Origin of the sequence: Nocardia sp. NPDC050710 (assembly GCF_040654375.1) — a bacterium.
GTDB lineage: Bacteria > Actinomycetota > Actinomycetes > Mycobacteriales > Mycobacteriaceae > Nocardia.
The window spans coordinates 1-26,555 of record NZ_JBFAHV010000005.1; the positions used below are offsets into that span (position 1 = coordinate 1).

25 protein-coding genes are annotated in these 26,555 nt (G+C 66.7%); 13 read left to right on the forward strand and 12 right to left on the reverse strand.

What is annotated here, in order from left to right; all coding sequences use genetic code 11:
* The first annotated feature begins 363 nt into the window (after positions 1-363).
* Entirely contained in the window at positions 364-1,827 is a 1,464-nt protein-coding gene (locus AB0H61_RS11840; RefSeq protein WP_357302336.1) for a CCA tRNA nucleotidyltransferase, read from the forward strand.
* A 25-nt stretch (positions 1,828-1,852) separates the two neighbouring features.
* On the opposite strand, the gene AB0H61_RS11845 is transcribed toward AB0H61_RS11840, so the two are convergent.
* Positions 1,853-2,668 (reverse strand): hypothetical protein, encoded by an 816-nt coding sequence (locus AB0H61_RS11845; RefSeq protein WP_357302339.1) that lies wholly within the window; start codon positions 2,666-2,668, stop codon positions 1,853-1,855.
* Positions 2,669-2,837: 169 nt separating this feature from the next.
* Between AB0H61_RS11845 and AB0H61_RS11850 the strand changes: the two genes are divergently transcribed.
* Genes AB0H61_RS11850 through AB0H61_RS11860 form a run of 3 tightly spaced genes read left to right on the forward strand, consistent with a single transcriptional unit; the run spans position 2,838 to position 5,168 of the window.
* Positions 2,838-3,593, forward strand: a complete 756-nt coding sequence (locus tag AB0H61_RS11850) for a 5-oxoprolinase subunit PxpA (protein WP_357302342.1) — start codon at positions 2,838-2,840, stop codon at positions 3,591-3,593.
* A 34-nt stretch (positions 3,594-3,627) separates the two neighbouring features.
* Entirely contained in the window at positions 3,628-4,314 is a 687-nt protein-coding gene (locus tag AB0H61_RS11855) for an allophanate hydrolase subunit 1 (protein WP_357302345.1), read from the forward strand.
* Complete coding sequence (locus AB0H61_RS11860; protein ID WP_357302348.1) at positions 4,311-5,168, forward strand: biotin-dependent carboxyltransferase family protein; 858 nt, start codon at positions 4,311-4,313, stop codon at positions 5,166-5,168. The genes AB0H61_RS11855 and AB0H61_RS11860 overlap by 4 nt, the downstream gene beginning before the upstream one ends.
* A gap of 9 nt (positions 5,169-5,177) precedes the next feature.
* Here the strand turns inward: AB0H61_RS11860 and AB0H61_RS11865 are convergent, their stop codons facing one another.
* Positions 5,178-6,773: a DUF4185 domain-containing protein gene (locus tag AB0H61_RS11865; protein WP_357302351.1), complete on the reverse strand. Its 1,596-nt coding sequence runs from the start codon at positions 6,771-6,773 to the stop codon at positions 5,178-5,180.
* A gap of 167 nt (positions 6,774-6,940) precedes the next feature.
* Here AB0H61_RS11865 and AB0H61_RS11870 point away from each other — a divergent pair, with 167 nt between their 5' ends.
* Entirely contained in the window at positions 6,941-7,480 is a 540-nt protein-coding gene (locus AB0H61_RS11870; protein ID WP_357302353.1) for a pullulanase, read from the forward strand.
* Here the strand turns inward: AB0H61_RS11870 and AB0H61_RS11875 are convergent.
* Both AB0H61_RS11875 and AB0H61_RS11880 read right to left on the reverse strand, forming a co-directional pair.
* Complete coding sequence (locus AB0H61_RS11875) at positions 7,477-8,772, reverse strand: MFS transporter (RefSeq protein WP_357303156.1); 1,296 nt, start codon at positions 8,770-8,772, stop codon at positions 7,477-7,479. The genes AB0H61_RS11870 and AB0H61_RS11875 overlap by 4 nt on opposite strands.
* Positions 8,773-8,879: 107 nt before the next feature.
* On the reverse strand, positions 8,880-9,392 hold the full coding sequence (locus AB0H61_RS11880; protein ID WP_357302356.1) for an NUDIX domain-containing protein: 513 nt from the start codon (positions 9,390-9,392) through the stop codon (positions 8,880-8,882).
* A gap of 227 nt (positions 9,393-9,619) precedes the next feature.
* Between AB0H61_RS11880 and AB0H61_RS11885 the strand changes: the two genes are divergently transcribed.
* Both AB0H61_RS11885 and AB0H61_RS11890 read left to right on the forward strand, forming a co-directional pair.
* The gene (locus AB0H61_RS11885; protein WP_357302359.1) at positions 9,620-10,396 is read left to right on the forward strand and encodes a pirin family protein; all 777 of its coding nucleotides are present in this window, start codon (positions 9,620-9,622) and stop codon (positions 10,394-10,396) included.
* Positions 10,397-10,545: 149 nt separating this feature from the next.
* Positions 10,546-11,025: a DUF4190 domain-containing protein gene (locus tag AB0H61_RS11890; RefSeq protein ID WP_357302361.1), complete on the forward strand. Its 480-nt coding sequence runs from the start codon at positions 10,546-10,548 to the stop codon at positions 11,023-11,025.
* Here the strand turns inward: AB0H61_RS11890 and AB0H61_RS11895 are convergent.
* Positions 11,003-11,548 (reverse strand): hypothetical protein, encoded by a 546-nt coding sequence (locus AB0H61_RS11895; protein WP_357302364.1) that lies wholly within the window; start codon positions 11,546-11,548, stop codon positions 11,003-11,005. The genes AB0H61_RS11890 and AB0H61_RS11895 overlap by 23 nt on opposite strands.
* Before the next feature lie 191 nt (positions 11,549-11,739).
* On the opposite strand from AB0H61_RS11895, the gene AB0H61_RS11900 reads away from it, so the two are divergent.
* From AB0H61_RS11900 to AB0H61_RS11915, 4 genes are all read left to right on the forward strand, one after another.
* A complete protein-coding gene (locus AB0H61_RS11900; RefSeq protein ID WP_357302367.1) occupies positions 11,740-12,591 on the forward strand; it encodes a Scr1 family TA system antitoxin-like transcriptional regulator in 852 nt (283 codons plus the stop codon).
* A 10-nt stretch (positions 12,592-12,601) separates the two neighbouring features.
* On the forward strand, positions 12,602-12,979 hold the full coding sequence (locus AB0H61_RS11905) for a DUF397 domain-containing protein (protein ID WP_357302369.1): 378 nt from the start codon (positions 12,602-12,604) through the stop codon (positions 12,977-12,979).
* A 90-nt stretch (positions 12,980-13,069) separates the two neighbouring features.
* Positions 13,070-15,163: a M13-type metalloendopeptidase gene (locus tag AB0H61_RS11910; RefSeq protein WP_357302372.1), complete on the forward strand. Its 2,094-nt coding sequence runs from the start codon at positions 13,070-13,072 to the stop codon at positions 15,161-15,163.
* A gap of 50 nt (positions 15,164-15,213) precedes the next feature.
* A complete protein-coding gene (locus AB0H61_RS11915; RefSeq protein ID WP_357302374.1) occupies positions 15,214-16,209 on the forward strand; it encodes an SDR family NAD(P)-dependent oxidoreductase in 996 nt (331 codons plus the stop codon).
* A gap of 90 nt (positions 16,210-16,299) precedes the next feature.
* Here the strand turns inward: AB0H61_RS11915 and ugpC are convergent, their stop codons facing one another.
* The 7 genes from ugpC to AB0H61_RS11950 all read right to left on the reverse strand — a co-directional run bounded on the left by ugpC (position 16,300) and on the right by AB0H61_RS11950 (position 24,112).
* On the reverse strand, positions 16,300-17,415 hold the full coding sequence (ugpC, locus tag AB0H61_RS11920; RefSeq protein ID WP_357302376.1) for a sn-glycerol-3-phosphate ABC transporter ATP-binding protein UgpC: 1,116 nt from the start codon (positions 17,413-17,415) through the stop codon (positions 16,300-16,302).
* A gap of 34 nt (positions 17,416-17,449) precedes the next feature.
* Positions 17,450-18,778 carry an ABC transporter substrate-binding protein gene (locus AB0H61_RS11925; protein WP_357302378.1) on the reverse strand — a complete coding sequence of 443 codons (1,329 nt, stop codon included), beginning with the start codon at positions 18,776-18,778 and terminating at the stop codon, positions 17,450-17,452.
* A 55-nt stretch (positions 18,779-18,833) separates the two neighbouring features.
* On the reverse strand, positions 18,834-19,691 hold the full coding sequence (locus tag AB0H61_RS11930) for a carbohydrate ABC transporter permease (RefSeq protein WP_357302380.1): 858 nt from the start codon (positions 19,689-19,691) through the stop codon (positions 18,834-18,836).
* Positions 19,688-20,617 carry a sugar ABC transporter permease gene (locus AB0H61_RS11935; protein WP_357302383.1) on the reverse strand — a complete coding sequence of 310 codons (930 nt, stop codon included), beginning with the start codon at positions 20,615-20,617 and terminating at the stop codon, positions 19,688-19,690. The genes AB0H61_RS11930 and AB0H61_RS11935 overlap by 4 nt, the downstream gene beginning before the upstream one ends.
* Positions 20,618-20,932: 315 nt before the next feature.
* Positions 20,933-21,853: a L,D-transpeptidase gene (locus AB0H61_RS11940; protein WP_357302386.1), complete on the reverse strand. Its 921-nt coding sequence runs from the start codon at positions 21,851-21,853 to the stop codon at positions 20,933-20,935.
* 337 nt (positions 21,854-22,190) lie between these two features.
* Positions 22,191-23,543 carry a cytochrome P450 gene (locus AB0H61_RS11945; RefSeq protein WP_357302389.1) on the reverse strand — a complete coding sequence of 451 codons (1,353 nt, stop codon included), beginning with the start codon at positions 23,541-23,543 and terminating at the stop codon, positions 22,191-22,193.
* A gap of 8 nt (positions 23,544-23,551) precedes the next feature.
* A complete protein-coding gene (locus AB0H61_RS11950; RefSeq protein ID WP_357302392.1) occupies positions 23,552-24,112 on the reverse strand; it encodes a DUF6764 family protein in 561 nt (186 codons plus the stop codon).
* A gap of 213 nt (positions 24,113-24,325) precedes the next feature.
* Between AB0H61_RS11950 and AB0H61_RS11955 the strand changes: the two genes are divergently transcribed.
* Both AB0H61_RS11955 and AB0H61_RS11960 read left to right on the forward strand, forming a co-directional pair.
* Positions 24,326-24,955, forward strand: coding sequence for a hypothetical protein (locus tag AB0H61_RS11955; protein ID WP_357302395.1), 630 nt, complete (start codon positions 24,326-24,328; stop codon positions 24,953-24,955).
* Between the two features lie 94 nt (positions 24,956-25,049).
* Positions 25,050-26,555 carry an MFS transporter gene (locus AB0H61_RS11960; protein WP_357302397.1) on the forward strand — a complete coding sequence of 502 codons (1,506 nt, stop codon included), beginning with the start codon at positions 25,050-25,052 and terminating at the stop codon, positions 26,553-26,555.

Genomic DNA, 26,555 nt, shown 5'->3' on the forward strand with positions numbered 1-26,555 from the left:
CGCGTGTGCTTCGGCCGTTCGGCGGCGAGACGGCCGCGAACGGTCGCTCGTAAGACTCGCTCCGTGCGGGGTTGGGTTGGGGGCGGATGGTTGCGTAGCTGTTCACAGCCCGTATGTCTTGCGTCGGGCGGTCGGGCTTGCGAGTGCGTCGCGTGCGCTTCGGCTGTTCGGCAGCGAGACGGCCGCGAACGGGTCGCTCGTAAGACTCGCTCCGAACAGGGCTGGGAGGCCGTCGGACAGTTGGGGCTGCGGCGTTCGGTGTTCGCGGCCCCGGGCTCGGGATGCGGGTGGCCTTATATATCTGTGCTGCTCCGGAGGTCGCGCCGACAAATCGATTGGCCGGGCTCGGTAAGCTGCCTTTTCGTGGTTTCGCCCAAGTCCGAGGATGACGCAGCACTGGATCGACGTACCCGATTGCTGGCCGCGGCCGCGGTCACGCTCGGGAGGCTATCCGATGTGTTGACACCCCTTGGCGAATTGTTCGCGGCGCGCGGATTCGAGCTGTATCTCGTCGGCGGCAGCGTACGGGACGCCGTGCTGGGACGGCTCGGCACCGATCTGGATTTCACCACCGACGCCCGGCCCGAGCAGGTGCAGGAGCTGATGCGCGGCTGGGCCGATCACCTGTGGGATACCGGGGGGTTGGCATTCGGCACGGTCAGCGCCGCGAAGGACGATCAGCAGTTGGAGATCACCACCTTCCGCAGCGACAACTACGACCGGGTGTCACGCAACCCCGAGGTCACCTTCGGCGACAGCCTCGAGGGTGATCTGGTGCGCCGGGACTTCACCGTCAACGCGATGGCGGTGAAGATCGGCGCCGACGGTGCGCTGGAGTTCATCGATCCGCTCGGCGGTATCGAGGCGTTGCTGGCCGGGGTACTCGATACGCCTGCGGCGCCGGAGGATTCGTTCAACGACGACCCGCTGCGCATGCTGCGCGCGGCCCGCTTCGTTTCCCAGCTCGGCTTCGAGCTCGCTCCCCGGGTGCGGTCCGCGATCGCCGCGATGGCGGAGCAGATCGACCGGATCACCGCCGAGCGGGTGCGCACCGAGCTCGACAAACTGATCGCGGGCGCACACCCGATCGACGGCATCAATGTGATGTGCGAGACGGGCCTGGCGCAGCGAGTGCTGCCCGAGGTGCCCGCCATGAAACTGGAGATCGACGAGCACCACCAGCACAAGGACGTGTATTCACATTCGCTGACCGTGCTGCAGCAGGCGATCGATCTGGAGGACGGCGACCCCGACCTGGTGCTGCGCTGGGCCGCGCTGCTGCATGACATCGGCAAGCCCGACACCAAGCGCAACGAGCCGGGCGGCGGCGTCAGCTTCCACCACCACGAGGTGGTCGGCGCCAAAATGGTGCGCAAGCGGATGCGGGCGCTGAAGTACCCCAAACAATTCACCGAGGACGTAGCACGACTGGTCTTCCTGCACCTGCGGTTTCACGGTTACGGCAAGGGCCAGTGGACGGATTCCGCGGTGCGGCGCTATGTCACCGACGCCGACGATCTACTGCCGCGCCTGCACAAGCTGGTCCGCGCCGACTGCACCACCCGTAATAAGCGTCGCGCCGCCGCACTGCGCGCCACCTATGACGAGCTGGAGCAGCGCATCGCGCGGCTTCATGAGCAAGAGGATCTCGCGCGGGTGCGCCCGGACCTGGACGGCAACGCCATTATGGAGTTGCTCGGACTGGCGCCGGGTCCGGAAGTCGGCAAGGCCTGGAATTACCTCAAGGAGTTGCGACTCGATCGCGGTCCGATGACCAGGGATGAGGCCGAGGCGGCCCTGCTCGAATGGTGGAAGGCCAGGGGCTGATTCGCCGAGATCGGAAACGATCGGGTCAGAAAACGATCAGCGTGGTGCCGGTGACAATGGCGGAGCGGATCTGGGCCAGATCGAAGGATCCGGTCATTTCGGGCAGGTCGATGCGGAAGCGGACCAGATCGCCGTCGCGGGTGGCGTGCGCGATGCGCGCGTGATTCGGCAGCTGGTCGAGCAGCATATTGGGTGCGGTGATCAGTTGGCGCGGCATCCGGATGCCCAGCCAATTGGCCCGGCGGATCTCGACGGTGAGCAGGTTGTTCGTCACCGATGCGTCGACCTGCGCGGTCAGCCGTCGCCTGCGATGGCTGGCCTTGATCAGTCCGTTCTCCGCGACGCTCAGTTCCCAGTCCAGCTGTTGCTTGTTGAGCCAGCCGACCAGCGCGGCGATAGTGACTGTGCCGTCGAGGTCCAGGTGCGAGGCGCGCAACCTGGTCGGCACGCCGGGGATGAGCCGGACCCCGTGTGCGATCACGGTGACCGTCTCGATCGGGTGATCGTCCCAGCGCATCCGCGACAGCACGGTCTTGGTCTGGAAGTGCGCGCCGCGGCGGCGCACCTTGAGCACCTGAAGGGTGGCGTGCAGATCGTGGCCGAGCACGGTGGCGCTGACCTCTTGGCCGCCGAACCGGCTCAGGATGCCCTCGCTGAGCATGGTCATCAGGACGTCCGGCATCAACGCGGTGACGGTGCCCGCGCCCAGGTCGGCCATGGGATCCACCCAGGAAGTGCTGACGGAGATCCATTGCTCCAGCCAGGACTGGTCGAACAGACGCTTACCGAGATCGACGGCCCGTAATGGCGACCATGACTTCGGATCGAAATACGTGGCCATGATTGCTCCGAGGGTACTTGGCGGCGGCCGACACGACCATCCATGCGGATCCGGACCCGGTGCGTCGCATCCGACGCGCTGGCGGCCGGTCGTTGCCAGGTGGAAGTGATCCGGGTCACCGACGAGAATGGCTCTGGGACCGGATCGGTGTGAGACTCGGAGGATGCACATGCCGCTGGATCTGAACAGTGACCTCGGGGAGGGATTCGGCGCCTGGGCGATGGGCGATGACGCGGCCATGCTCGACATCGTCACCAGCGCCAATATCGCCTGCGGTTTCCATGCGGGCGATCCATCGATCATGCGCCGCACCTGTGCGCTCGCGGTCGAGAAGGGTGTGCGGATCGGCGCGCACGTCGGGTACCGCGATCTGGCGGGCTTCGGACGCCGCGCGATCGCGATGGAGCCCGGCGAGTTGCGCGACGAAGTGCTGTACCAGATCGGCAGCCTGGACGCTTTCGCGCGGGCGGCGGGCGATCGGGTCCGATATGTGAAACCGCACGGTGCGCTCTACCATTCGGCGGCGAAGGATCTTCAGTTCGCCGACGCGGTGCTGGCCGCGCTGGCCGAATACGATGCGGACCTGGCGTTACTCGGTCCCGCGGGTAGCCAATTGGAGCGGGCCGCGATGGATTTCGGATTGCGTTTCGTCGGCGAGGGATTCGCCGATCGCGCGTATACGCACGCGGGCACGCTGGCGCCACGGGGTGTGGCTGGTGCGGTGCTGCATACCAACGAGGCCGTGGCGCAGGCAGTTTCGATCGCATTGTCGGGCCGGGCCCATTCGGTGGACGGTGGCGGTAAGGTGAAGGTGGTGGCGCAGAGCATCTGCGTGCACGGTGATACGCCCGCCGCCGTGGAGATGGCGAGGCTGATCCGGAGCGCATTGGACGATGTCGGCGTACCGGTCGAGTCCTTCGCATGATCGGCCGCAGCCCTCGGGCCGTGGGGTTCACCCGGTGAATGATCGGCGCGCTTGCTCGGCGGCCGAATCGGATGCCGGGCAACGGATTCGCGCGGCGGGCGATCGAGCGTTCCTGGTGATCGCACCGGTGCCGGAATTCGTCTCGGCATTGCGCGCCCATCCGGTCGACGGTGTGCAGGATGTGCTCCCCGCAGCGGAAACGGTTCTGGTGACACTGGATTCGGTGCGTATGGCGGAATCGGTGCGACGTGAATTGGAAGCGCTGCTCGGCACGATCCAGCCGACCGGCGCCTCCGGTGTTTCCCGTGGAACACCGTTACCCGAGACTTCATCGCGCGAGCCGGTCCTGATCCCGGTCCACTACGACGGCGCCGACTTGGATGATGTGGCCCGCCTCCTGGGGATGACCGTGGCCGAGGTGATCGCGGCGCATACCGGAACCGTATGGCGCTGCGGATTCGTGGGCTTCGCACCGGGTTTCGGTTACCTGGAGTCCCCGGACGGACGTCTGACCGTGCCCCGCCGCGATCAGGCGCGCACCGCGATACCGGCCGGTGCCGTCGCGCTCGCCGGCGGCTATTCGGCGGTGTATCCGCGCGGCACGCCCGGCGGGTGGCAGCTCATCGGCCGCACCGAGGTTCCGATGTGGGATGTGGATCGCGATCCCCCCGCCCTGATCCGCGCCGGTGTCGCGGTCCGGTTCGTCGAGGTGGATCAATGATTCTGGTCGAGGGAATCGGCCCGCTGGCCACCATCCAGGATCTGGGGAGACCGGGCTGGTTCGATTCCGGTGTCGGTGTCGCCGGTGCCGCCGACTGCGGTTCGCTGCGGCTGGCCAACCGGCTGGTGGGCAACCCCGAGGGTGCCGCGGCGATCGAGGTGCTGCTCGGCGGTTTGGTGCTGCGCGCCCTTCGGCATCACACCATGGCGGTCACCGGCGCTCCCGCGCCCGCGACCGTGGACGGAATGCCGGTCGGTGCGGCGAGTCTGCTGGAACTCGAAGCCGGACAGACTCTTCGGCTCGGTCTGGCCGAGACGGGTCTGCGCAGCTACGTCGCGGTACGCGGCGGCATCGACGTCGCGCCGGTACTCGGCTCCCGCAGCCGCGACACCATGTCCGGTATCGGGCCGGAGCCGTTGCGCCCCGGTGATCGGTTACCGATTGGGCCGGTCCCGCCCGCCATACCGATAGTCGACGTCGCACCGGTCGCCACTTCGACCGACGAGATACTCACGGTCCGCGCGCTGCTCGGCCCCCGGGACGACTGGTTCACCGATGCCACCGCGCTTTTCGACGGTGAGTGGGCGGTATCCACCGACATCGATCGCATCGGCGCCCGCCTCGACCGGCGGTCCGGGCCCCCGCTCGAACGCCGGATCCGCGATGAATTGCGTACCGAGGGCATGGCTCTCGGATCCATTCAGGTACCGCCGAGCGGTCAGCCGGTGGTCTTTCTCGCCGACCATCCGATCACCGGCGGTTATCCGGTCATCGGGGTGGTCGTCGACGCGGACGTCGACGCGGTCGCGCAGGCCAGGCCCGGCCGGATCGTGCGCTTCCGGCCTGCCGGGTGACCACGGGATTCAGTTCGGCGAATCCAGCTGCGCGCGCATGAGATAGACGTTGTAGCTATCCCACGCCGACATGGTGAAGTACAGATCGTCGCCGGTCGACCACGGATGAATGAAGCCGCCGTAGGCCTTCGGATAGTCGGCGGTGTAGACCAGCGGTACGGCATCGGTCCAGATGCCCTGCGGGGTGGCGGATTCCCGCAGCACGATAGCGCCCTGCGCGGAATCGAGATACATCATCTGCCACTGCCGCGCGGCCGCGTCGTAGCGCACCGACACCTCGCTGGCGATGCCGAAGAACAATGGCGTGGCCTGGTTCTCGGCCGCAGGCGCCCAGGTACCGCCGACCCAGTACTGGTAGGCGGTCTTGTTCAGCACCTCGTTTTTCGGCACCCTGGCCAATCCGGTGACGCCGACGCGGCCGTTGGGCGTGCCGAACATGTAGACGTAATCGCCCTCCGGCACCATCGCGGCGACCTGGAACCGGCCGAGTCCGAAGAGGTTGTCCCACCTGGCGTGCTGATCTTTGGTCCAGGTGCGGCCGCCGTCGTCGGAGTAGGCGATGCCGCCGTAGTTGGTCGACCACATGCCGGGGATGCGGCTCCAGTGGTTGACCGACATATAGCTCAGGTACTGCCGGTTGCCGAGGGCGAATCCGGATGTCGGGATAACCGTGGTCTCCCAGTTCTTGATCTTGCGGCTGGCCAGGAACTCCGCGGCGTGGCATCGGCTGTCCTGCACCATGGTGTCCAGGGTCAGCCCGTCCGAGAGGTCACGGTCGGTGCTGAACCCCAGCACGTTGCTGCGCCAGTCGGGGCCGCCGGCGCCGCCGGCCTCCCAGCCCTCGCCGAAGGTATCGCCGAATACCACGGCGACCTCGCCCGGCTTGGTCTCCCACATCAGCCCGAGGTCGGTGCCGTCGACCTGCCAGCGCATATCGGTGCGGTTCTGCGATCCGTGCCCGGTCACCTGCTCGACCAGCTCCACCGATTCGACCCGGGGCGTGGCCACGGGTTCCGCGACCGGTCCCGGTTCGGCCGGATGAACGACCAGCGGCGGCGCGGGTTGCGGTGCGTCGCCCTCGCCGCCGGGCACCGGGATCGGGATGGGTTCGATCTCCGGCCGGATCTGGATGCGCGGCAACGAGAACATGCCGGATCCGGAGTCCGGTCCCGAACCGGAGCTGGAACCCGAGCTCGAACCGGAGGCGGACCCGGTATCGGGTGCGGTCCGCGGCTCGGCCGTCTCGACGGGTTCGGGCGTATCCCGGACGTCGGGGCACGGGTTGCGGCACGGATCCTCGGGCAGCGGCTCCGGATCGATCCGGGTGTTGTCCTGCGGCGGATCAGGCACCGGAACCGGCGTGAGCTCCGGAACCGGGATCGGGATGTCGATCTGCGGCGGTATCCGGACCATCGGGGGAGGTGGCAGATTCGGATCGGGTTCCCGTGCCAGCGGATCGAATCCGACCTCGCCGCAGCGGTTCACCGGCGGTGGCGCCCAGGGGGCAGGCGCGCCCTGGGCGGCGGGCGTCGGCACGGCGAGCAGTCCGAGTAGCGAGACACCGAAGAGCGCCGGTGACACCAGCCCCTTCGGCAGCACACCCATGATCTGTTGACTCCCTGTCGATTCGGATCGCGGCGAGATCAACTTACCGGAACGGGTCGCGCCGGGCCGGGCGGCTGGCGGAGCCGAATGTATCGAATTGTCCGTATCTCGGCGCCGGAATTCGAGGCCGAGGGAACCGGATGCTCTCCGGCCGCGTCCAACCAGATATGAACGAGATCGAGTACGTGTTCGGGACGGGTGACGGCACCGTTCACGTCTGGTCGTCCGAGGCGGACCTGGACTTGGCCCGAACCGGCACGGCCGATGCGCTGCAATTGGATTTCGACGGCGACGGCTTGGCCGACGACGCGCTCTGGGACCCACACGGCACCGGGGTCGCCGATATCGCCGCCCTCGATCTGGACGACGACGGCCTGCTCGATCACTTCTATACCGACCCCACCGGCCTCGGCACCTGGGGTCATCAGATCACCGGCTCCGCCGCCGACGCGGTGGACGAACCACTGGAATGGATCGTGCGCAGTGGTCCGTTACCGGACACGAGTTCTGAAACGCACAATGTGGTCGGTGGCGAACTCGCCGACGTGCTCGCCGATTACCCACTGAACCAGCATGATTCCCCGCAGGCCGGCTGGGACGCGGACCGGCTCCTGGATCATGTGGGCCTGTCGGTCGACCAGCGCGGCCGCGTCTCGGCGGGTGACGAGCATCCGCAGCACGCCGCCGACATGCCTTTCGGCATCTAGTCCAGCGCCGCCGGGCGCGTGCCGCGCCGCAGCGTGAATGCGATCGCCACGATTCCACCGCAGTAGACGGCCGCACCGGCGAGCACCACCGGCAGCGATCGTCCGTCGGCCGGGATGACCGCCGCGGTGATCGCGATCGCCAGGACGAACGCGATATTGAAGACGGTGTCCTGTAGTGCGAAGACCTGCCCACGCCGGGTGTCATCGATATCGATCTGCATGGTCGCGTCGCCGGTCAGTTTGATCGTCTGACCGGCCAGCCCGAACAGGAACGCACCGACCAGCAGCAGTTCGTGCGCCCGCTGTGCCCCTGCCTCTGCTACCGCGATGGGGGTGACCAGCGTCAGCTGCACCACCGTCGCGGTGAGTAGTCCGGCGACCACCGTGCGCGGCCGCCCCAGCCGCGGGATCAGCAGGGGCGCCACGATCGCCGCCACCAGCATGCCCGCCGCGGTCGCGGCGATGGCGACGCCGAAGCCGACCAATCCACCGCTGAGTCCGGAACCGTCCATGGGCACCTGGCGCAGGACGAGCACCATGATCAGGGTGTTGATGCCGAAGACGATCCGGTGCGTGCCGATGCCGAGCATCGCGGTGCTCACCTGCGGGGATTGCCAGACCGCGAGGGCACCGGTACGCAGGCCGGTGGCGATGGCGTGGATCGCGCTCTCCCCGGCCGCGGCACGGGCCTCCGGTCCCAGCACCCGGGCCCGGAATCGGGCCGCGACCACCACGCTGAGCACCGAGCCGACGCCGCTGACCGCCACCGCCACCGCCGAGCCGAAGTCGCCCGCACCGACACCGCCGATGATCGCCACCGATGTGGCGGCGCCCAGGCCCGCGCATCCGGAGGCCACCGTCGCGAGCACCGAATTCATCGGAACCAACCACTCCTGAGCGAGAACCTTGGGCAGCGCGGCGGACACCCCGGCCAGCACGAATCGGCTGATTCCGACGACGGCCAAGGCCAGCAGCAATAGCGGCGTCTCCCCGACGCCCATCAGCAATCCGAGGGCGACCACTCCGATCAGCCCGGCGCGGAGCACATTGGCGACCAGCAGCACATTGCGCCGATCCCAGCGATCCAGCAGCGCGCCCGCGTAGGGGCCGATCAACGAGTACGGCAGGAGCAGCACGGCGAATCCGGCCGCGATAGCCAGCGGATCGGTCTCCCGTTCCGGATTGAACAGGATGGCGCCGGACAGCGCCGCCTGGAACATGCCGTCGCCGAACTGTCCGGCGAAGCGCACGATCGCCAGGCGCAGCACGGCCGGATGTTCGCGCAGCGCCAGACGCCAGGCCGCACGCCGCGACGGGGGTCGCTCGTCGGCCGGTAGCGAGCCTTCGGGACGACCGGTGGACACGTTGCCGATTGTGCCGTGTTCGATGCCGTTCCCGCTCACGCGGGATGCGGCGAATCGAGCGTATCGACCAGGGTGCTGATGGTGGGACGCATGTCGGGTGGCATAGGGAGCCGGTCCAGGTCGGCGGCGTCGATCCAGTCGAAGGCGTCGTGCTCGCCCGGCGCCAGTGCCACGTCACCCGGATCGGCCTCGACCACGAATGTGAACTTGCGCACCCGGGCCTTGGTGCGGGTGGCGTAGTCGACGGCGCCGAGGAACTCGGTGATAGCGCGCACCCGCAGGCCGGTCTCCTCGAAAAGCTCGCGCGTCACGCATTCGGCGAAGCTCTCCCCGGATTCGACTCCGCCACCGGGCAGTTCGTACATTCCGCCGTAATAATCGTCCGGGACACGGCGGACCACCAGGAGTTTGCGGTCGCGGAACACCGCGACGCCGACAACGAAATCGCCGATGCCATCGGTGCGCGCGGCGGCGCGGAGTTCGTGCTCGACGTGCGCGATCTGCTCGGGTCGCACCTGGCTGTCACCTCCGGTTTCGTTGTGCCGCATCACGTTACGAATCCGGCGTCGCCACGGTCGGACTCCATGCCGCGGTACCCTACTGGCCCGCGCGCCGATTCGACGTACCGGTTGGTACTCCTCACCTGCCGTTCACCCGCTGGTCGCTCGCGTAAAATACCGAGTGCAGGACAATTTACTAGGAATTCGGAGTACCGCGTCGGAAGTGCTCCTACCCTGAAAGGTGATCGGTGCACGGTCCCGAGAGGAGGACCACGATGTCCACACTCACGACACCACACATCGATGTCCATCGTGGCGGCGACCGCATGAAGACCCGCGTTTCGTGGCTGGATTCGAAGCATTCGTTCTCCTTCGGGGAGCACTACGATCCCGAGAACACCCACCATGGCCTGCTGCTCGTGAACAACGAGGACGTGGTTTCACCTGGTCAGGGCTTCGACACCCACCCGCACCGGGATATGGAGATCGTCACCTGGGTGTTGGGTGGGAGCCTGGTGCACCAGGATTCGCTGGGGCACAGCGGCGTCATCTATCCCGGTCTGGCGCAGCGGATGAGCGCGGGCACCGGAATCCTGCATTCGGAGAAGAACGACTCCTGGCGACTGGACGGCGCTATCGAACATGACGATCCGGTGCATTTCGTGCAGATGTGGGTGGTGCCGGACGAACCCGGCCTCGACCCCGGCTATCAGCAGCTCGAGATCGATGACGAACTGGCGGGTGGCGGACTGGTGACCGTCGCCTCCGGTCTCCCGCGCTATCGGGACCGCACCGCCATCGCGATCAACAGCAGCCATTCCGCACTGCATGTGGCACGGATGCCGGGTGATCCGGAACACGTCGTCGACCTGCCCGACGCGCCGTACACGCACCTGTTCGTGGCCCGCGGCGAGGTCGAGATGGAAGGGGTCGGCACCCTGTACGAGGGCGACGCGGTGCGCCTGACCAGGACCGGGGGCCAGCGCGTCGAGGCGAACGGCCCCGCCGAGATCATGGTGTGGGAGATGCACGCACGGCTCGGCGGTCAATAACGCGCCATGTCACGAGACCGGTGCCGCACGGTGCGTGTGGACGTACTGTCCATCCCATTAACATCCCAGCGTAGGCAGTGCGATCAGTAGGCACGTAGCCGCGCGAGCGCGCCCGTATATCGCCAGCGGCACCGACTGAGAGGAAGTCCATGTCGCAGTATCCGCCGCCCGGTCAATACCCACCGCCGCCGCCCGGTCAGTACCCGCCACCACCCTCCGGCGGCCAGTACTGGCAGGAATCGCCCAAGGGCAAGGGCATGGCGGTGACGGCACTGGTGCTCGGCATCCTCGCGGTCCTCGGCCTGCTGGTGGTGGTCGGCGGCTTCCTGTTCGGCATCTTCGCGGTGATCTTCGGCATCATCGCGCTGGTCAAGGTGCGCCGCGGCACCGGCGGCGGCACCGGTATGGCCGTAACCGGTCTGATTCTCGGCGTGCTCGCGCTCATCGCCGCGACGGTCATCTCCATCGTCGGGTGGAGCATCTTCGTCGATTCCGGTGGTAAGGACTTCTTCGACTGCATCAACAAGGCGGGCAACGACCAGGCCAAGCTCGACGAATGCGAGCGGCAGTGGAATCAGAAGCTCGAGGACAAGTTCAGCATTACGCTCACCCCGCGGCCGACCCCTTAGCCGCGGATCCGGCGCAGGCCCTGGTCGCGCCGACCACTTCGCCGAACTCCGGGCGGTAGTCGTGTTGCGGCAGCGCGATCCAGGCCCGGTAGCCGCTGTGCTCGTCGGCGGGTGAGGGCAGCACGATGTGGCTGCCGGGCAGTGCGACCGACGCGCAGACCCGGAACAGGTCCGCGAACAGGGTCATGTCCTGGTAGGAGTTATCGGTCGGACCGGTCAGGAAGGTCCAGCGGTCGGAGCGCGGATGCGCGATGATCGGTCCGCTGCACTGCTGCCCGCGCGCCGTCATCAGGTCGCGCACTCGTTCTCCCAGCGTGGCGGGCATGACGACCGCGCCGACCGCGCCGATCTCCAACATGATGCGTCCGAGCGCCGGATCCACCACGCCGTACAGCCCGTGCTCCTTGCGGTACTGCCGGCAGCGAGCGATGGCGTCCTGGGTGGCGGCGTACTCCTCGACGGCCGCGTGCGGTGGTCGAACCGGCGTGGTCGTGCTGGAAGTCCACTCGCTGCGCTCAGTCATGACCGCTCGGCTCCGCCATGACTGAGCAATGCTCAGCTGGGTTCGTTTTTCGTTCGCTGCGCTCACTCATGACGCACCTCGCCTCGGGTCGACGTGACGGTGAATCGGCTGCTGAATCCGACCATAGACCTGGGCAACTGGGTTGACAATAGTCACACGAGGGTGTGTTGACGGGCGTAATATCGCTGGTCATGGCACCCGTCTCGCCTACTGTCGCGCGCTGGGAGCTGGTGCTCCGCCTGCGGGAACTGCGCGAGCAGCGCGGCTTCGACTCGGCGACCTTCGCCAAGCGGGTCGGCTTCACCCCGGCCAATTGGTCGCATGTGGAGAAGGGTCGCCGGGTGCTCACCACGAATACGATCGGTCCGGTGCTCGAGCTGCTCGAGGTGGACGCCGAGGAGCGCGAGGAGCTGCTCACGCTGCTCGATGCCAGTAAGCAGCGCGGTTGGTGGGCGAAATCCTCGGCGCTGATCGGTCCGGAGTTGCAGCGCCTCTATGGCATGGAATACGGCGCGCAGAGCATCCGCAGTTACGACAGCCTGGTGGTGCCGGGGCTGCTGCAAACCGAGGCCTATGCCAGGGCGCTCATCAGCGCCGACGTCATGATCCGGCCCGTGCAGGTAGAACAGCTGGTGGCGATCCGGCTGCGGCGTCAAGAACGGTTGCGCGGCAAGGAGCCGGTGGAGCTGACGGCGGTGATCGGCGAGGGCACGCTGCTGCAACAGACCGGTGGCCCGCGGGTGTTGCGCGGACAGCTCAGCCATCTCGCCGCGCTGATCGACGAACTGGACAGTATCGAGGTTCGGGTCATCCCGTTCGCCGCCACCGCCGGCGCGATCTTGGGTGGATCCAGCTTCCACCTGATCGATTTCGCGGGTGAGCAGCTACCCACATTCGGCTGGGCGGAGAGCGCGGTATTCGGCGGCGCGGTCGACGATCCGGATCTGGTGCGGGATCTGAGCTTCGCGTACGTGCGCGCACTCGAGCAATCGCTCGACCGTGCCGAATCATTAGCCCTGATCAGGTCCTATGGAGGGGTGTAAAATCCGGCCCATGGCCACCACCGCTAGCCTCCGGTCGGTTTCCACCGGCTGGTTCACATCGACTCGCTCCAACAACGGCAACCAATGCGTCGAGGTCCGGTTCGCTGGTGATGCGGTGCTCATCCGTGACAGCAAATACCGCCGCAACCCGGCCAACCGCACCGCCGAAGAGCCCATCATCACCGTCACCGCGAGCGAATGGACCTCGTTCCTGACCATGCTCATCACCGGACGATCACACGATCGTTTGATCGCCAGGACCGCTGCGGACGGCGCCACCACGCTTACCGATGGCGACATCACCCTCACCTACACCCCCGAAGAATGGGACGCCTTCCTCGAAGGCGCCCGCGACGGGGAATTCGATCGCATCATCCTGCCCGCCTGACCGCCCTCCCCCGGCCGTCGCCACGGCCGGGGCCCATTCCGGTGACGCGTCGGCGACCCCGGCCCGCGGGTTCTCGGCATACTGGAAATCGTGACTTCCGAGCTGAACAGTCCCTCCGGTATCGATCTGTCCTACCTCGATGACGCCGTGCGGGTACAGGACGACCTGTTCGCGCATGTCAACGGCAAATGGCTGGACGAATACGAGATCCCCGCCGACCGCGCGGTGGATGGCGCCTTCCGAACGCTCTACGACCAGGCCGAACTGGATGTGCAGAAGATCATTCAGGACGTCGCGGTGCGAGCGACGGGCCCGGAGGAGGCAGCTCGCGTTACCACGCAGGGCCCCGGGAGCACCGCCATCGATACAGCGGCCGAGCGGGCCGAGCCGGGCACCGACGCACGCAAGATCGGCGATCTGTACTCCAGCTTCATGGATACCGAGGCCATCGAGGCCGCCGGGCTCGGCCCGATCTCGGCCGAACTCGCCACCGTACGCGGGGTGGGTGAACGCAGCTCGTTCGCGGCGCTGCTCGGCCGGTTCCAGCGCACCGGTATCGGCGGAGCACTCGGGTTCTACGTCGACACCGACGACAAGAACTCCACCCGCTACCTGCTGCACACCACCCAGTCCGGCATCGGTCTGCCCGACGAGTCCTATTACCGGCAGGACGAATTCGCCGAGATCCGCGGCAAGTACATCGCGCATATCGGCCGCATGTTCGCCCTGGCCGCCGCCGATCCGAGAATCGCCGCACTGCTGCCGGAGGACCTCGACACCGTCGGGCAACGCGTATTCGAACTGGAACGCAAGCTGGCCGCGGGTCACTGGGATGTGGTGCGTCGCCGCGACGCCGAACTGAGCTACAACCTCACCACCTTCGACACGCTGGTCGCCGAACACCCCGAATTCGATTGGGCCGCTTGGACTGGCGCGCTCGCCGAGGGCGTCGACCCGTCCGGCCCGGAGCTCTTCGCCGAAGTGGTGGTGCGCCAGCCCGATTACGTGCGCGTCTTCGCGCAGGTATGGGCTTCGGAATCGCTCGCGGACTGGCAGGCCTGGGCGGCCTGGCGGGTACTGCGTTCGCGCGCCGCGTATCTCACCGATGCGGTGGTGGAGGAGAGCTTCGATTTCTACGGCCGCACGCTCACCGGCGCCCAGGAGAATCGGGAGCGTTGGAAGCGCGGCGTCTCCCTGGTACAAGATCTGCTGGGCGAGGCGGTCGGCAAACTGTATGTGGCCGAGCACTTTCCGCCCGCCGCGAAGGCGCGGATGGTGGAGCTGGTCGCCAATCTGCAAGAGGCCTACCGGCGTAATATCGCCGAGCTGGACTGGATGGGTCCGGACACCCGCGAGGCCGCGCTGACAAAGCTGGAGAAGTTCACTCCGAAGATCGGCTACCCGGACCGCTGGCGTGACTACTCCGCCGTCACCATCGATCCGGCGGATCTGGTCGGCAACTACCGCAGCGGCTACGCGGCCGAACACGATCGCGACCTGAACAAGCTCGGCGGACCGGTGGACCGCGACGAATGGTTCATGACCCCGCAGACGGTCAACGCCTACTACAACCCGGGCATGAACGAAATCGTCTTCCCCGCAGCGATTCTGCAGCCGCCGTTCTTCGATATGAACGCCGACGACGCGGCCAACTACGGTGGCATCGGCGCGGTCATCGGCCACGAAATCGGTCACGGCTTCGATGATCAGGGCGCCAAATACGACGGCGACGGCAATATGATCAACTGGTGGACCGACGCCGACCGCGCCGAGTTCGCCAAGCGCACCAAGGCATTGATCGAGCAGTACAACGTCCTGTCCCCGCAGGCGCTGCCCGACGAGCACACCGTCAATGGCGAGTTCACGATCGGCGAGAACATCGGTGACCTGGGCGGTCTGTCCATCGCCCTGGCGGCGTACCGGATCTCCCTCGAAGGTGCCGAGGCTCCGGTGATCGACGGCCTCAGCGGTTTGCAGCGCGTCTTCTACGGCTGGGCTCAGGTGTGGCGCACCAAGGCTCGCACCGAGGAGGCCATCCGCCGCCTCGCCGTCGACCCGCACTCCCCGCCCGAGTTCCGGTGCAATGCCGTCGTCCGCAATATCGACAGCTTCCACGAAGCCTTCGATGTACGGCCGGGCGACACCCTCTACCTGGATCCGGCTGAGCGCGTGAAGATCTGGTAGCACGATGTGCCGGAGTGACTCGGCCGAGGGTTACCCCTAACATCGGGCTGATGCGGGTACTGGTGACGGGTGGGACGGGCTTTGTCGGCGCATGGACGGCGAAGGCGGTGGCCGATGCGGGGCACCGGGTGCGCTTCCTGGTCCGCGACCCGGGCAGGCTGGAGACCAGCGCGGCCGCGCTCGGCGTCGATGTCTCCGATCACGTGGTCGGAGACATCACCGACGCGGCCTCGGTGCGGCGGGCGCTGGACGGCTGCGATGCGGTGATCCACTGCGCCGCGGTGGTCGCGACGGACCCGAGGCGGGCGCGGGAGATGTTGACGACCAATATGACCGGGGCCCGGAATGTGCTCGGGGCGGCCGCCGAACTCGGGTTGGATCCGATCGTGCACGTCTCGAGTTTCACCGCGCTGTTCCGGCCCGGCGACGAGGTGCTCACCGCGGATCTGGACGTGGTGGGCGGGACGGATGCGTACGGGCAATCGAAGGCACAGGTCGATCTGTATGCGCGTGGCATGCAGGATGCCGGGGCGCCGGTAGTCATCACCTATCCCGGCATGGTGCTCGGCCCGCCCGCCGGACAGCAGTTCGGTGAGGCGGCCGACGGTGTGGAAGCCGCGGTCAAGATGGGCTTCCTTCCCGGCCGCGGCGCGGGATGGACGATCATCGATGTGCGCGACCTCGCGAATCTGCACGCCGCCCTGATGTTTCCGGACCGGGGCCCACGCCGATACATGTGCGGTGGGATCCGCGCCGGTGTCGACGAACTAGCGGCCATCTTCACCGAACTCACCCCCGGCACCACCCGTGTACTGCCGGTACCCGACACCGCCCTGCGGCTGATCGGCAAGCTGAGCGACGCTGTCACCCAATTCATTCCGCTCACAACCCCGCTCACCGAGGCCGCGATGCAGTACTACACCCAGATGCCCGAATCCGACGACACCCCGAGCGAACGCGACCTGGGCGTCCACTACCGCCAACCCGCCGAAACCCTCGCCGACACCCTCACCGGCCTGCGCACCGTCGGCAGACTCCCCGAATAGGTCGGAAGTTCGCAGCCCATCGCCGACGCGCGTCGGATCGTTCGACTGCTCTACACCGAGGCGGTGGGGCGGAGTCGGGGTGCGGCGCGATCAGTGGAGGCGGGATTCGGAGTCGGCGTCGAAGAAGAAGACTTCTTCTAGTTTCGGGCGCAGGTGGAGGCGGTCGCCGAGGGCGATTCGGAAACGTCGGTCGACACGCACGACTACCTTGCCGGAGCGGCTGTTCCATGCCTGAGGCTGGTTGCGCCCGCCGTCGCTCTCGCCGGGGGTGGCGGCGTGGCTGTAGACGTAGGACTCCGCACCCAGCTCCTCGAGTAGTTCGGCGTCCACGGTGAGGCTGTTGTCGGCGTCGGTGGTGACCTCCCAGGACTCCGGGCGGATGCCGACGACGACGCGGTTACCCGTCTTCGCCGTGCGCGGCAAGGGAATTCGCAGATTGCCCAGCACCGCGGCACCGTCGTCGACGGGCGCGTCGAGCAGATTCATGCCCGGGGAACCGATGAAGCCCGCGACGAAGGTGTTGACCGGGTTGTCGTAGAGCTCGCGCGGGGCCGCGATCTGTTGCAGCTTGCCCTCGCGCAGCACCGCCACCCGGTGACCCATGGTCATGGCCTCCACCTGGTCGTGGGTGACGTAGACGGTGGTGGCGCCGAGCCGCTTCTGTAGTGCGGCGATCTGGGAGCGGGTGCTGACGCGCAGTTTGGCGTCCAGATTCGACAGCGGCTCATCCATGCAGAAGACCTGCGGGCGGCGCACGATGGCGCGGCCCATGGCGACCCGCTGACGCTGACCACCGGAGAGTTTGGCGGGTTTGCGGTCGAGCAGCGGCTCCAACTCGAGCATCTTCGCGGCCTCGCGTACTCGAACCATGGTGTCGGACTTGTTCATTCCGGCATTGCGCAGCGCGAATCCCATATTCTCCGCGACCGTCATATTCGGGTACAGCGCGTAGCTCTGGAATACCATCGCCACGTCGCGGGCGCGCGGCGGTAGCCCGGTCACATCCGTGTCGCCGATCAGGATCCGGCCCTCCTCCACCGATTCCAGTCCGGCCAGCATCCGCAGGCTGGTCGATTTGCCGCACCCCGAGGGGCCGACGAGGACGATGAACTCCCCGTCGGCGATCTCGATGTCGAGGCTGTCGACGGCGGGCGTCGGTGCGCCGGGGTACAGGTGCGTCACCCGGTCGAATTGCACTGTGGCCATGCTGTCGATCTCCTCGTGTGGTGTGGTCGGGTGGTTACTTGGGCAGCTTCGGCGTGATCTGCCGATCGATGATCGCCTGCAACTGGCTGCCGACATTGGCGAATGTCGTTGCCGGATCGGCGTTCTGCAGGCCGATCTGCTCGAGTCCGGTACCGATGATCTGATCGCCGCCGGGTACGAAGACCCGCGCGTAATCCTGCGACTTGGTCAGCGGCAGCTGTTCGATGGCGACCTTCGCATTCGGATTCTTCGCCAGGAAGTCCTGTTCGCTGGGGTCGGTCACGGCCGACTTGCGCACCGGCATATACCCGGTGTTCTGCGAGAAGTACGCGGTATTCGCCGCATTGGTGACGAACTCGATGAACTTGAGCGCGTTGACCTTCCGCTGATCGGAGATGCGCGCCGGGATCGCCAGGCCCGCGCCGCCGGTGGTGACGCCGGGGCCGGTGGGGTGCGGCAGGAAGGCGGTGCCGAATTCCAGCTTGCCCTCGGCATTCTTCTTGATGCCGCGCAGATCGCCGGTGGAGGCGATGGTGGAGGCGATGACGCCGGTGCCGAAATCGACGGCGATCTGCGGTTTGATACCCGCGTACTTCTTGGTGTGGATCATGTCGCGCAGGAATTGGCCCGCCGCAATGGTTCCCGGGGCGTCGAACTTCAGGTTCCAGCCATCGGAGTAGGCGCCGCCGAAGGTCCAGTTCGGTCCTTGGAAGGTCCAGGCCAAGTAATTCTTGGCGTCACCCCAGCCGTGCGCGAGCTTGCCTTCACCAACGATCGCCTGGATCCGCGGGCCCCATTCGTCGAATTCCTGCCAGCTCTGCGGGCCGCGGTCGGGCAGACCGGCCTTCGCCCAGACGTCCTTGTTGTAGTAGAACAGCGGGGTCGATCGGGCGTAGGGCAGTGCGTAGTGCTTGCCGTTGAACTTGTAGTCCGAGACCAGCGAATCCACGTAGTCGTCCAGCTTCACACCGGCCTCGCCGAAGTGTCCGTCCAGGGGTTCGATGGTGCCGTTGAGCGCGTAGTTGAACCACCAGACATCGGACAGCACAACGACATCCGGTAGGTCACCACCGGAGAGCGCCGCATTGAACTTCTGCGACACCTCCTCGTAGTTCTTGCCCGCGTCGACCAGGGTGACCTTCAGGCCGGGGTGCTGGCTCTGGAACCGGTTGATCAGCTCGGTCTCGAATTCCTTCGAGGTACCGGGGTGATTCGACCAGAAGGTGATGGTGTCGGCGTCGCCGCCCTGTGTGCCGCCACCGCCACTGCCCGCGCACGCGGTGAGCGCCGCGCCCGCGGCGACCGTGCCTGCCAACCCGATGAATCCGCGCCGCGACAGTGCGGGGAACTGTGAAGTGGACACTGCTATCTCCTTCGGTTTGTATCGCGTAGCGATGCCTCGAGGGCGGCGGGTGTTCTCAACCCTTGACCGCACCCGAGGTGAGGCCCTTGATCATGTGGCGTTGCAGCACCAGGAACACCAGCAGAATCGGCAGCATGGTCAGCAGCGTGCCCGCCATCACCGGACCCCAGTTGGTGACGCTCGGGTTCTCGGTGTTCTGCAGCAGGGTCAGACCAACCGGCAGGGTGGCGACGGTGGTGTCGTCGGCCATCAGGAACGGCCAGAGGTACTCGTTCCACTCGTTGACCAGCGTGACCACCGCGAATGCGACCATCGTCGGCCCGGACATCGGCAGCACCACCCGGGTGAGCAGCCGCCACCAGGTGGCCCCGTCCATCCGGGCCGCCTCGATCACCTCCGAGGGCAGCGACAGGAAGTGGTTGCGCATCAGGAAGGTGCCGAAGGCGACGCCGCAGAGCGGAATGATGATGCCCTGGAAGGTGTTTCGCCAGCCGAACTGGGCGATCAGCGCGTAGTTGGAGATCACCGTGATCTGGTTGGGCACCATCAGCGCGGCGATGATGACGAGAAAGACGATGCTCTTGCCGGGGAAGCGCAGGAAGACCAGCCCGTAGGCGCTGAACACCCCGAGTACGAACTTCACCGCCGCGATGATCCCGGTGATGATCAGCGAATTGCGCAGGAACGTCCAGAACGGCAGCGTGGTGGTGGCTTCGGTGTAGTTCTCCGGGTGCCAGCTGTGCGGCCAGTACACCGCGGGCTGGGTGTAAATATCCGGGCGCGCCTTGAACGAGGTGATGAAGATCCAGAACAGCGGGACGCCGACAATGATCAGCACGCACACCATGGCCGCATAACCGAGCAGGGTGATCGCCCGCTGCCGCCTGCGATAGGACTCTGTCGTCACGGTCATTGCTCGCCCCGATCCATGACGCGCACCTGGAACAGCGTGACGACCAGCAGCACCAGGAACATGATGGTGGCGACGGTCGCGCCGTAACCCGCGCGGAAGTTGCGGAAGGATTCCTCATACACCTGGTAGACCATGGTCGTGGTGCCGGTGCCGAGCGGCCCGCCGCGGGTCATCACATTGATGATGTCGAAGACTTGCAGCGAGTTCAGCAGCACCGTGATCGAGAGGAAGAACGTGGTCGGGCGCAGCTGCGGCAGTAGCACTTTGGTGAAGGTCGTCCACCGGCTCGCCCCGTCGATCTCGGCCGCCTCCATCAGCTCGGCTCGAACCCCTTGCAGCGCGGCCAGATAGATGACGAAGGTGTAGCCCAGGTTCTTCCAGATGTAGGTCACCGTCACCATGAACAGCGCCCAGTGCGGGTCCTGGTAGAAGTCCGGCACCTTGTCGACGCCCATGCGATGCAGCAGGTCTTGGATCAGGCCGAAACCGGGATCGAAGATGAACTGGAAGGCGACGCCGATCGCCGCGCCGGAGATGACGAACGGCGCGAAGATGGCCGAGCGGACTACGTTGCGGCCGAACAGCTTCCGGTCCAGCAACAGCGCGAGCGCGAGGCCGAGCACCATGCTGCCGACCACGGCGGCGAGGGTGAAGACCACCGTATTGGTGACGATCTGCCAGGAGTCCGAGCGCCCGAACCATTCGCTGTAGTTCTCGAACCCGATGTAGGTGACGAACGGGTCGGAGATGTTCCAGTCGGTGAAGGAGAGCCGGATGTTGTCGATCAGCGGGCGATAGACGAACAGCGTCAGCAATGCGAGGTTGGGAGCAACGAGTACGAAGAACAGCGCGTAGTCCTGCCACGGCCGATTCCGCAGGCCCTTACCTCGGGGTGGGGGCAGCACTCGCTCCGGGCTGGTTCGCACGGCGGAGACTTTACGGCGCACAGCAAATAATTGGTTAATGTGCGCCGACCGTCCGCTGAACATCTTCCCCGCCGCTGCGCGCTTTATGCCGATGGCTGATGCGGTGGGGGTTTCATATCGAGTCTGCGGTCGGTGGGGTGGCTGGTTTCTGGGCGTACCCGACGAGTTACCCATGTGCTCCCGAAATCCGTCGTCGTATTACACCGATACGGGAGATTATTCGAGCAACTGGTCATTCGTCCGGTAAATGCCGAAAACCCGCAACCAGCTGTGGGTTACGGGTTTTCGGCTGCCTATGTCCGGCGTGTCGGCGCGCTAATTCCAGTCGCCGAAGCCGTCGCTGGTGCTGAGCGTGCCGCCGGAGGTATTCACCACGATGACCGGGTCGCCCTTCTTGGTGTTCTCCAGGAACCACCGGGCGTTCGCGGTGCTCACGTTCAGGCAGCCGTGGCTGGCGTTCGAAACCCCTTGCTGCGCAGCCGACCACGGGGCCGCGTGCACGAAGATTCCGCTGTTGGAGAGCCGGGTCGCGTACTCGACCTCGAGCTTGTAGCCCTCGGGATCGGTGATCGGCACGCCGTAGGTGGACGAATCCATCGTCATCTTGCGCAGCTGTTCACCGACGTAGTAGGTGCCGTTCGGGGTCTCGTACTTCTTCTTGCCCATCGAGGTCGGCATTTCCTTCACCACCTCGCCGTTGAGGGTGATGGTGATGGTGTGCGTGGTGTCGTCCGCGGTGCTGACCAGCGCGTCGCCGATGCGGAAGGAGCTCGTGGTGCCCCCGGCCTCGACCTTCACGTCGGTGTTGTCCGGCCAGAATTCGTAGGGCTTCCAGCGCACCTGCTTGTTACCACGCCAGTAGAAGTCGCCGGGCGCCGACTTCGACGAGGTGATCTTGATGGCCTTCTCGGCGGTGGCGCGGTCGGTGACCGGATCCTGGAAGTTGATGATGATCGGCTGCGCGACGCCGACGGTCTCGCCGTCGGCGATATTGATGGTCGGCGGCGCGAAGTTGGCCTCTGGGGTGGTGAGGGTGGCCGGACCCGTTGCGGAGCCCGATCCGTGGCCCGACAGCGTCTGGTCGGCCTGAGCGGGGGCGACGATCATGACGCCGGCAGCGGCGATCGCCGCGGACAATAGGACGCCTCGACCGATCCGGCGGGTGCGCCGGCCCTGTCTGGTGGAAGTCGGCAGCGTCCTGTTGTGCGAAGCGGCTTGCATAGGTTTCTCGTCCATTTCCTACTCCCGCACGCGCGACGACGCGCCCGGGATTATTCATTGGCGTGGGTCCTGCGGAAGCGCCCACGGGTACTGACGCGGGGGCCTGTGAAGCAGCCCCACGGGTATTGACGGCCCGCCCCTGTCGTTCCTTCCTACCGTCCCGATATGACAGGAAGCCAGCGCCGTTCGCGAGTTATGCGTCTCAATCATCAAATGTGGCGCGCGCCACATATGCCATTGGTGGGGGCCAACTTTGGTGAAACCGCCCGGTCACACCCATTGGCCGCGATCGGTGCGGCCAACCTGCGGCCCGTCCGGTTTTCTCGAACACCGAACAGATTCGTGACGTAAATCACGCCACCACGTCGAATGGGATAGACCGATGCGGTCCGGTCGCGATGTTGTGCGGCACCGAGAGCGGCGCCCGGCCCCGCGCGTACCGCGGCGGGAGTGTCAGCCGGACCCGGTCCAGGATCCGGGCCAGCACGATCCGCAATTCGTACTCGGCCAGCGTCGCGCCGACACAGCGGCGATGTCCGCCGCCGAAGGGTGCGAACTCGAAGGGACTGTAGCGGCGCTCGAGGAATCGTTCCGGCCGGAAGCGCTCCGGATCCTGCCACACCCCGGAATCGGAATGCAGTAGCGGCACCGCGACCCCCATGGTGTCCCCGGCCGCCAGCGCGACGCCGCGCAGTTCGAACGGCCCGGTCAGCCTGCGCAGCACAATCGGCACCGCCGGATGCAGACGCAGCGTCTCCTGACAGACCGCGTCCAGGTACGGCAGACGCGCCAGCTCCGCCGGATGAGCTCCGGGGCCCGCCGCGCGCAGTTCCGCACGCAACCGCTCCAGCACCGCGGGTTCACGATGCACATGGAATAGCGCCCAGACCAGGCTGGTCGCGGTGGTCTCGTGCCCGGCGACCAGCAGTGTGCGCAGCTGTTCGCAGAGGTCGTTGTCGGATATCGCGGTGCCGTCGTCGTAACCGGTGCTCAGCAGCAGGCCGAGGATATCGGTGCTCGCAGGCCGGGGCGCGCCGCGGCGCCGCGCGATATCGGCGTGGATCAGCCGATCCAGTCGCGCCCGCGCCGCGACGAACCGGTCCCAGGGCGCCTGCCCGAACAGCCCGCGCCGCAGCGCGGGCACCAGCATCAGCGGACCGGAGAACGCGGTGAGGAATTCGGTGACGGCGGCGGTGTACTCGCCGCGTCGCTCATCGCTGTCCACCCCGAATACCGCGGTCAGGATCACCCGCAGGGTGATGGACCTGGCAGCGGCACGCGAGTCGACCCGGACACCGGGCCGCCACGCGGTGGATCCCGCTGTGTCGCCGGATATTTCGTCGTCGGCCGAATCGCCGATGAGCTCGCCGTAGGCACGGATCCGGGCGCCGTGGAACGCGGGCGCGAGCAGCGTCCGGTCACGCCGGTGCCGCGCCCCCGCGGCCAGGATCAGCGAGGCGGTGCCCACCATGGGTTCGATCGGATTCGGACGCGGCGGTTCCGTCAGGTCGGGCGGCGCGCGAAAAATCTCGCGCGCGCCCGCGGGCGTCCCGGTGAACAGCGCCGATCCGAAACCCGGGAACCGGACGAAGAAGGGGTCGCCCGCACGGGAGCGCCGCCACCGGAAATACCGCTCGAAATCGACGCCGGCCGCCAGCGCGTGCAACACGGCGAACCGTGGTACCGAAGGCAGGCCGTCATCCATACCCATACCTACGAACTCACCCGCGCGGCGGTTCGACGACTATCCGGGATCGGTTGGATCTGCCGGAGCACGCCGAACGGGGTGGCCAGGCAGCTCGCGCCGGTCGCCGCATTCCACGCGAAGGCCGCCGAACCCAGGCACACCACGGTATTTTCGACGGAGCTGACCTCCGCGCGGGAACCGTCCATGGCGACCGACACCCCGAATGTCGCGGGGGTGCCGCCCGCGCCATCGGCGACCGAGGTCAGCGCGATCGCGTCCGGGCCGAGCCCGATGGCGATGGGGATCCCGCCCGCGCCTTCACTGGCCCCGACACCGCCCGCCGCGCCGATGCCGAATGCGATCGCGCCGAGTGTTGCGTTTGCGTAGCCGACACCGTCGAGTCCCGCCGCCCTCGACTGTCCGTTTTCGTCGCTGGCGGCCCGGCACGCAGTGCGTCCGTCGACGATGGTGACGTCGGCGCCGCGCTCCGAAGCGCAATGCAGATCGGTTGCTGAGGCCGTCGCGTGGAGACAGAAAGAGGTGCCGATGGCCGCGGTTGCACAGCAGATTGCGCTGATCAGCTTCACGGACAACCCCTTTCACCTCTGAGTTCCCACCATACCCAAATAGGTTGCTGGAATTGTGATTCCGCTGGTCGACCGGCTGGCCGTCATTGTCGAGTCGACGGCCGCGTTAACGATGGTGTATGCATGGCGTGATATTTCAAGTACAGGTAGGTCAACTTCGGATTCTTACGGGGGTGTTGAGTTCGGAGCGTCACAGCTCGGGAGGACTGTTACGTGTCTCGTCATCTGCTCATCGGTCGGATCGCGCTCGGTGCGTGCACCGCGGTCGCCGCGCTAGCCCTCGTGGTGGGCTGTAGTTCGACCATCAGCGGCACCGCCCAACCCGCGGTGGACAACGGAACGGTCGACGCGGTCACGACCAGCACCCCGAAGACCTCCGCTCCGCGCGCGAGCGGCAGGCCCACCTCGGGTCGGCCGACCACCACGGCGCGCGGCGGCAATACCGACTTCCAGGCCAATGTCGGCGACTGTGTCACTCTCGGCGGCACCACCAACGACGCCACCATCTCCAAGGCATCCTGCGGCAGCCGGTCCGCGAACTACAAGGTCATCGCCAAGGCGCCGACCAGTTCCGCCTGCGTGAGCGATCGCGACAACTACTACGCCGAGACGCTCAACGGCGTCCAGCAGGGCGCGTTGTGCCTGGATATCGACTGGGTGGTCGGCGGCTGCATGGACGTGGGTGGGGACGACCCCAAGCGCATCGACTGCACCGAACGCGGCATCCAGGGCATTCGGGTGACCAATATCGCGCAGGGCGCCTCCGACGCGGGCGCGTGCAGCACCGGAACCGGCTTCACCTATAAGGAACGCAAATTCGTGGTCTGCGTGGAGGAACTCTAGAGCTTCCGAGGATTCGGCCGACGCCCGATCGGCAGCGCCGCGCGAAACGTTCTAGGCTCTCGACGGTCAGCGGAACACGCGGATAGGCGGGACTGTGAGCACGACCTCGGAGCTACCCCGGTTGAAGTCGGCCACAGGTCGCTGGATCCTGTTGGCCACCATCCTCGGATCGTCGGTGGCCTCGCTGGACGCCACGGTCGTCAATATCGCACTGCCGCGCATCGGTGAATCGCTGGACGCGGATGTGTCCGGCCTGCAATGGACGCTGAACGGCTACACCCTGACGCTGGCCTCGTTCATCCTGCTCGGCGGTTCCCTCGGCGACAAACTGGGGCGTCGCAAGGTTTTCGTCTGGGGCACCATCGGTTTCGCCCTCGCCTCGGTGCTGTGCGGCGCCGCGGTGAATATCGAGATGCTGGTCGCCGCGCGCATCCTGCAGGGGGTCGCGGGCGCCATGCTGACCCCGGGCAGCCTGGCGCTGATCTCCTCATCCATCGATTCGCGCGACCAGGGCGCGGCGATCGGCCTGTGGTCCGGATTCGGCGGTGTCGCGGGTGCGCTCGGTCCATTCCTCGGTGGCTGGTTGATCGATGTGGCGGGCTGGCAGTCCATCTTCTTCATCAATGTGCCGCTGGCGCTGGTGGTCGTACTTGTCGCGCTGCGCCATGTGCCGGAGAGCCGCGACCCCGATGCCGTTGCCCGATTGGATATTCCGGGTGCGGTGGTGGTCGCGCTGGCGCTCGGCGCGCTGACCTTCGGACTGATCGATTCGATGCCGCTGCTGACCGTGACGGGTCTGCTGCTGCTCGCGGCCTTCGTCGCGATCGAACTGCGCAGCGACCACCCGCTGGTGCCGCCCTCCCTGTTCGCCGGGACGTTTTCGCGGGCGGGGCAGTCCGGCTCCGCCCCTTCCGGCGGCCGGGTCTTTACCGCGGCGAACCTGGTCACGCTGGCGGTCTACGCCGCGCTGGGCGGGGTGTTCTTCCTGCTGGTGCTGGAATTGCAGCTGGTGGCCGGGTATTCGCCGCTGATGTCCGGGGTGGCCACGGTTCCGGTCACGCTGATCATGCTGGTGCTCTCGGCGCCCGCGGGCCGCTGGGCGCAGGTGCACGGTCCGCGGCTGCCGTTGACGGTAGGTCCGCTGCTCGCCGCGGCGGGCCTGGTACTGCTGATGCGGATCGGGTCGGATACGACGTATCTGATCGACGTGTTGCCCGGCGTCCTGGTCTTCGGCCTCGGCCTGTCCGTACTCGTCGCCCCGCTCACCGGGGCGGTGCTCGGCGCGGTGCCGTCCAGTGAGGCGGGTATCGCGTCCGGGGTGAACAATGCCGTGGCCCGCACGGCCCAGCTGCTGGCCGTTGCCGCGCTGCCCGGCCTGGCGGGCATTTCCGGATCGCTCGGCGATCCGGTCGAATTCGATCGGGGATTCACCGTCGCGATGTGGATCTGCGTCGGACTGCTGGTCACCGGCGCGATGCTGGCGGCGGTACTGCTGCGGACCCCGAGGCATGTCCCGACCCTGGACAATGTCGATTGCCTTCCGCAGTGCGGGGTGGCCGGACCCGCGGTCGCACCGGCTCGATCGTTGGGCGGGTCATGA